This window comes from Flammeovirga sp. AWQ4_249 (assembly GCF_056161045.1).
In genome coordinates this window covers 1-7,327 of sequence record NZ_JBSWYJ010000084.1, presented here as the reverse complement: position 1 = coordinate 7,327, position 7,327 = coordinate 1, and the positions used below count along the sequence as shown (strand labels likewise).

The window sequence follows — 7,327 nt, the reverse complement described above, 5'->3', positions numbered from 1 at the left end:
GCTCATTAATTTTACAAAGAGAAATTTCGAGGGTTGATCAAAACATTTTGAAATCTAAAAAATAGATTTACACAGTTTCTGAGATACTCCCGCTTTTCTATGTACATTTTAGTATTATAACTAAACATACCTCCTCCTATTAACATTAATAACCACGAAAATTTCCTCGATTTCAACATCTGATCCATTGGTTTTATTGCATTAAAAAGTTAAAATTCATTTTTAGTATCTACTAAAAGTTGGCGACTAACCTTTAAAATAAAACCAAATATTGGAGAAAATACTATCATCATAATCTTCCTTTTCAACTTGATTTAATTTTCGTTTTAAGGATTCGGGTAATTCTTTCCAACCTCCAAATGGAGCTCTTAAAGTATCAAAATCAACGAAAAGATAAAAAGGTGCTACCTTATTTAGTTTTGAATAATCTTTTTTTGAATCTAAAAGCAGGCATTTATAATATAACTCAAAATAATCAGGGTGAGTTGTTGAATACTTTACAATATATTTAGCTTCATTCCTCTTAGCAAAATATGCAAATTTATTTGTTCCAGACCCTTCATGTACAAACCTTTCACTTCTAAAAAAAATTTGCAAACTAGGTCCACTTTTTGTCTTATTTATTTGCCCTAATTTTGTCGTTAAGGTATAACGAACTTCACCATAATTAAGATAATAGTAGATTATACCAGATCGGATTGCTAATATTGTGCAGATAATTCCAAAAATTAGCATTGATCTGTCCTTCTTTTTTTTAAGTTTATTCATTATCTAGAATGTTTGCATAGATATAATTATATAAAGATATGTTCTAAACTTCAATCAGTAAAAATCTTAATATAGAATAATACATAGTTTGTATCCTTCTTGGTTACTTTTCCATTCCTTTACACTCTATTATTTACCATAATTCTCATCTAATTGAAGATCATCAGGGAAGCTTTCATTAGATCAAAATGTTGCTATAACTTTATTGATAAAGTACATTTGAATAAGTTTATCATACCATTATTCGTGTCATAAATATATAAACAAAACATTCACAGAAAAAGAGGCTGCTTCATAAAGTAATTATGAGGCAGCCTCTATCCTATTATTATTAATTCCGATTATTATACCCTTTCAAAACTTATTTCAAGACTACTTTATGTTTGGTTACCGCATTCTTTGTTGCAATATGCACAATGACAATACCCTGATTTAGATTTAACTCCTTCAGGTTAAGTTTGTATTTCAGATCCTTTATTGATGTAGAAAAGATTTGTTGTCCTATGCTGTTGAATAAAGTAATTTGACATGTTTCAATTGTTTTGAAATCAATATTTAATATATTACTTGTTGGGTTAGGATATAACCTCACAAGATTTTTTGCTGATTGGAAATCATCCTCTATTCCTACAGGTAATTCCACAATTGGTTGGACTTCACGTGTTAACTCAATAAGATGGAATTTACAGTTTACATTCCCTGTATTTCTCAGAATAAGATCCGCTCCTTTTAAACCACCATTATTAAGTTGAGCATCTGAAATGGTAATTTCTGTTGTTACCCAATCTTGTGAAGAGTCATTGACGAATGATTTTGATTTCATGGTACCATCTAGTGCATGATATTGTAATTCCCATGAACCACCCTCTTTTGCATAATGAATTATTTTCACTTTAAGGTTTCCATCTTCAGCCCTATTATTGTAGACAAAATACTTATCATCAACATCAAAATACAAGGCATTTTTCCCTTTGGCAACATCAAAACCTCTGCAAAATCTTCCATAAGGTTGCGTATCACTTATGCCAACTCTCCAATAACCGGCTGATGTATTATTGGGATCAATTTGAGTAATGAATCTTTGATGATTTCCTGGTATCACATCATATAAACAATCATTATTACCTTTCGCATTTTGCAAGTATTTGATTGCATTATAATTAATAGCAGCATCCATGTCATCATTATTTGCTCCATAGGCTTGATACTCTGAAAGAATTCTTTCTGCTCTTGCTACATCATTTTATTTCCTTTTTCATTTCCTTCTAGAGGAACTCTGACCACCCCATTTTGTTCAGCGATCACCTTTGGGACAGCTTTGTCTCCCAATTTTTCTTCATCATAAATCCATTCAGGGCAATGAAATCCTGTCCATAAAACGAAATACAAATAGTAATCATGTTCAGCCGCAAAAGTAAGTTGTTCTTCAATTTGTGAAAAATCATATTCCTCTTGTTCTGGTTCAAAATTCTTCCAGTGATAACGTGAGGCTCTACCTGTAAATGCATGTTCTACCCCTTCAAATTCAGGCAGAGCATTTGTAGGTGACTTATACCACATTCCCGCCCAGTCAGGTCTTTCAGAGAAATATGCCTGTTGTGCTATGCTTTGTAAAGGGAAAAATGTTACAATTAATATTGTTAGAAATTTACTTAAGTTCAAAGTAGAATTACTGTAAAAATTCATCATAAATAATATTCATTCATTTATCATTTCAATTGGTTATTAATAAGCCTAATGTTTGAAAAGTAAAATCTCCAAGCCTCTTATGGCTTCTCTTTTTTTACATGAATCAAATGTTTTATCCATAACCTTTTGTTAATATAAAATCATATTATTTATGTTTAGGTCTACTTTTATTTCAAATTTTTGTCACACTAAATATATTGAAGGATGATTTTTTCAAAATCTAAAAAATAAGCATCTTAATGAGTAATTTTAGGTCAGTATTAATTATAAAGCACTGATTACATGTACTTTGTTAATTGGTCATTTTATATACCTTATTGAGAGATCCTAGCAAAGAAAAAGGCGATATTTGATTTATCTCTTAATTAAAAAAAGTAAAATGGTATGTTCATCACATCAAAATTGACTTCTTACTTAGGAGAAAAAGTTTGAGAATAGATAATTACTTTGGTTATTTTTAATCTATTAATTTAAAGTTCAAATTATAATTTCGAATAATAGTATCTGATGCAGACAAATAAATATCATTCTCAAAGTCACTATTTTCATCATCTAAATAACTCTCTATCTCTATACTTTGAAATTTATCATCTTTCAAAATAGTATACATAATTATATCACCACCAGGATAAATTTCATTTTTTGATAAAAGAAAAAATTCCTCATGATCATACATTCCAAGATAACTATGTAGACCATTGTATTCCTTTTCAAAGTAAATTAATACCCTATTTGATGCATAATCTTTCTTTAATATTTTGGTGATATAATCATCATTTTGATGACCAATTATTATTTTATATTTCTCTATATCAACCTTTTCAAAACTATTTAGATTGATATTTTTAACTGAAAAAACTTTCTCATTGTATGTAAAAGACATTAACATGACAATGAATAAAAATGTAATTTTCTTCATTTTAATCCTTGTTTTCTAAGATGACTTTTAGAAAGTATTTATCGAAAGTTGAGAAGAAATTATGGTAAAATCCCCCCCAAATAATACTACTCGTTCTCCAAAATTCTGATCATTTCCACTGTATAATATGTTGACTTTCCGACACTTCCTTTTAATTCAGAAGTGATTGGTTGATTATCTTCACTTACAAAAAAAATGTTGTATAATAAACAAAAAGTGACTATACCTAGTACGCATCCTTTTTTAAGGTTTCCTTTATAAATTTCTAATTATATAAAATAAATGATATTTTGGAATCTAGATTAAATATATTCAATAGTGTTTTTAAAAGCAAAAACCCAAACACATTAAAGTTGTATTATTGTAATACAATTTTATATTACAAATCTCGAATATCTATATTCACTTTAGGCCAATTATTTTGATACATCCAACAAGATCAAAACCATATAATTAAAGGTTATTTAATTTTATTATTCTAATAAATTCTAGTATTTAAATTACAGTTTTTCAAAGGTGACTTTTTATGTTTAAATTGTGCCATGAAAAACGAAAAAAAGACATTTATTCAAAAGGATAATCCTAGGCATCTTAAAAAGATGGAGCTGCAGAGACTCAAAAAGAAGTTGAAGTTAGATCTTCAGTATAATCCAGATGATAGAAAGCTGAAAAAGGAGTACGAAAGAGTCTGTAATCTACTTAAACCTAGAGTAAATACTAAAAATAAAAAGCGCCCTTAATTACAATATTAAGGTTAAATATATTTCATGGGAGTTTAAACAGTTTGTAATAGACTCCCATTTTTCATTTAGAAAGTATTTAATGCCCAATACATCTACAAATGGATGGAAAATGAGAATTTATGATAATGGATTTCGTTTACGATATCTAAGATAAAAATAGAAGGTTATCCAAAGTAAAAACGGTTCTACATAAATAATCCACGTAGCTTGAGAACCATCAGCAAAACCGTTCCCCCAAGGGATAATAATAAAAATATAGAAAATATCTTTTACTATTGGCAACTGCATAACGCCTCCAATTATTACTATTAGTAGTAGTATTAATGTTATTATTAATGATTTAAAAAGGTCGTTCATTATATTTTTTCTAAATTTCTTCTGGCTGATTCAAGTAATCATTATTTATAATTACCATATAACCCTATCAGTGTACTCCTTATGGATATAGTTTCTGAAAACTTTAATTTTTTTGAATTGTAAATTAGAAATAGAGACTTCCCAAATAGCTGCATCATCACTCCATGGATCTGTTAATACTTCTACGGTGTTAGCATTCTTAAATCTCATAGAATGTATCCATTTCACATTTTCTGAAGCTATTGTAATCACTTCTTGAGCATTCCTAAAAAAGTAACTTCTCTCCTGCAATTAATGCCCAATTGTTATTTTCATAAATAATTCCACATGTAGGTTCACCATAAAATTGTTCACTCATCAGTTCTTCACCGTTCTCTTTATTCATAAAAGCCCAACAATTCCTCAGGTTCTGGATATTTGCTTTGATAAGAGGTTTTACCCTTTTCACTGAGACCTTCATACCAAATACTCCATTCCAACATATAATCTTCTCCATATCCCATACTCCACCCCATTGAAAATCGATCTAATTCAGGGTATTTTAACCATAGTGGTTCTTTCATTTCCTTTAATTCTTCGTATGGACCATCTTTTGCTAAATCTGTACGGATTTCCATAAGAATTTCACCAAGGATATTACCTCCAGCATCTGTTGTATTATCAATCAATATTGAATTTTCTGTAGAAAGGAGAAATTGTTTTACTTCTGCATTCTGATTTACTTTCGCTTTCACTGCTTTTCTTAGTGTCTCATCTTTCAAAAGATCCCAATTTGATTTGACACTTTTGGTATTATCATTTCCTATAAGAACTGCTTCCAATGGAGTTGAAGCTGCTTGTATTGCTAAAATAGCATCGACATTCACAAATTTTTCAGCCTGAAAATAATGCTCTACAGTAGGCCAATACATTCCATCTAAAAAAAATGGATGATCTGAGAAATTCCCTAATATATGCTCTGAATTAGTGAAATATATAGTGTTATTCTTCTTTTTCAATTCTTTTTATATTTTCAATATTTGCTTTTTCAATACTCGTTAGGCACTGATTGACATTCAAATAACTTGTACGATACCATTCTTGCTGATGGAAGTACTGTTCCATCTGTCCACCTTCTTTAAATTTATAACCATATCTTGCAAAAATTTCATTTCTCATGATTTGAAGATGTATTTTATCAAATGTTCTTAATTGGTCATCATTTATGATATCAAATTTTGTAAAACTATATTGACCTGCATAGAAATTTGCTAAAGGTTTATTACTTTTTTTCCCTAGTTCATATTTGCCATCATATATATCAATTGGTGGCTTTTGTAATTTAAGACATTTAACCCCTTTATATAAAATAAATTCACCATTTGATTGATCAGAATAAAGCTTATTCCCTTTGATTGTAACATTTGTATAGTTTTCAATATTTCGTTTCCATCCTACAAATTGATTGTCTTTATAAATTTCATCTCCTAGATTACTTATTTGCAAGTCAATACGACCTTCAGCGATGGCAAGTGTTACTTTAGATTCCATTTCGGATAACCCAAAAAAATAAACACCTTCATATTGCTGTGGATCTGTCTCTATCCACGGTTTTATGAGTGACTCATTTTCTACTTCTGCATTTTCAAAAATCTGGGCAAACACATTTGTTGCAAATAAAATAAAAAAGATAAATAAAGAGTATTTCATAATTAATTATTTATAAGTAATAAATATACTATACTAACTTCTTAATTGTAGAAAGAACATTTTGCAAATTGATATCTTCAATAAGGTAATCAATCGTATTCTTTTCTACACAACCGAACGGTTTACTTCTAGCACTCCCTCTTTGATCAAAGAAGATCACTCTATATTTTTCAAAATCAAAAAAACGCTTATCAGATTCGGTATACCCTGCCCCAGGTCCACCATGAACGAATAGCAAAGGAATTCCCTCTTTGTTTCCGCTTATTTCATATGAAATTGTATGTATCTCGTCTGCTTGTAAGTTTAAAAGTTGGTCCATTGTATAGTTATTTCAATAAGTTAGCTGACACCTTAAATTTCAATAATTGTGCCTTAAACTAATTGGAATAAATCCAGTAGTGGAAGTGTGTAAATGTTTATTTCTTGTTACTTAGGATAATGAGAAGAAGGGTTTGTGTAAGTATCAAGACATTTTACGATTAGTAAAGAAGGGTTATTCTTCTAGGGAGATTCAGAAGATTTGTTAGTGGTTATTTTTGAAAAGAATGGAAAAAGCTTATTCTACTTTAACTTTCTTATCATTATATTATCCATGGTTTGCTAGACGCTAAAAAGAGTGTCTCTACGGGAGGTAGCTTTTTATCTTGGAACTCAATTTATTATACCATAGATAAAATACCCTATTTTATGTATTCATATTTAATTTTTTTGAATTATTCTTTTTGAGAGTGGGCGTATGCAATACGCCCCTACACACACTGATCTATTATTTTGGTTGTTTATTCTGAATGAAGATCTACTTATTAAAATTTGAAATTCTAAATTCCTATTAATGGTATTTTGATGGGGTGCAAAATTCGTACGGGCGTATTGCATACGCCCTCTATTAAATCAATACTAACAAAACAATTTATCTTTGAACTCAATTTATTATACCATAGATAAAATACCCTATTTTATGAATTCATATTGAATTTTTTTGAATTGTTCTTTTTGAGAGTGGGCGTATGCAATACGCCCCTACACACACTGACCTATTATTTTGGTTGTTTATTCTGAATGAAGATCTAGTTATTAAAATTTGAAATTCTAAATTCCTATTAATGGTATTTTGATGGGGTGCAAAATTCGTACGGGCGTATTGCATACGCCCTCTATTAAA

The 7,327-nt window shown here is 29.4% G+C and carries 8 protein-coding genes; all 8 read right to left on the bottom strand.

Features of this window, described 5'->3' with window-relative positions:
• Positions 1-246: 246 nt before the first annotated feature.
• The 8 genes from ACXAHM_RS25915 to ACXAHM_RS25880 all read right to left on the bottom strand — a co-directional run bounded on the left by ACXAHM_RS25915 (position 247) and on the right by ACXAHM_RS25880 (position 6,484).
• Positions 247-768, bottom strand: a complete 522-nt coding sequence (locus tag ACXAHM_RS25915; RefSeq protein ID WP_474966989.1) for a hypothetical protein — start codon at positions 766-768, stop codon at positions 247-249.
• Between the two features lie 361 nt (positions 769-1,129).
• Complete coding sequence (locus tag ACXAHM_RS25910; protein ID WP_474966988.1) at positions 1,130-1,945, bottom strand: T9SS type A sorting domain-containing protein; 816 nt, start codon at positions 1,943-1,945, stop codon at positions 1,130-1,132.
• Between the two features lie 56 nt (positions 1,946-2,001).
• Positions 2,002-2,457, bottom strand: coding sequence for a hypothetical protein (locus ACXAHM_RS25905; protein ID WP_474966987.1), 456 nt, complete (start codon positions 2,455-2,457; stop codon positions 2,002-2,004).
• Positions 2,458-2,914: 457 nt separating this feature from the next.
• A complete protein-coding gene (locus ACXAHM_RS25900) occupies positions 2,915-3,376 on the bottom strand; it encodes a hypothetical protein (RefSeq protein ID WP_474966986.1) in 462 nt (153 codons plus the stop codon).
• A gap of 1,151 nt (positions 3,377-4,527) precedes the next feature.
• The gene (locus ACXAHM_RS25895; protein ID WP_474966985.1) at positions 4,528-4,686 is read right to left on the bottom strand and encodes a hypothetical protein; all 159 of its coding nucleotides are present in this window, start codon (positions 4,684-4,686) and stop codon (positions 4,528-4,530) included.
• Between the two features lie 167 nt (positions 4,687-4,853).
• Positions 4,854-5,474 (bottom strand): NADAR family protein, encoded by a 621-nt coding sequence (locus ACXAHM_RS25890; RefSeq protein ID WP_474966984.1) that lies wholly within the window; start codon positions 5,472-5,474, stop codon positions 4,854-4,856.
• A complete protein-coding gene (locus ACXAHM_RS25885) occupies positions 5,458-6,165 on the bottom strand; it encodes a YARHG domain-containing protein (RefSeq protein WP_474966983.1) in 708 nt (235 codons plus the stop codon). The genes ACXAHM_RS25890 and ACXAHM_RS25885 overlap by 17 nt, the downstream gene beginning before the upstream one ends.
• Positions 6,166-6,193: 28 nt before the next feature.
• Positions 6,194-6,484, bottom strand: coding sequence for a hypothetical protein (locus ACXAHM_RS25880; RefSeq protein WP_474966982.1), 291 nt, complete (start codon positions 6,482-6,484; stop codon positions 6,194-6,196).
• Between the last annotated feature and the right edge of the window lie 843 nt (positions 6,485-7,327).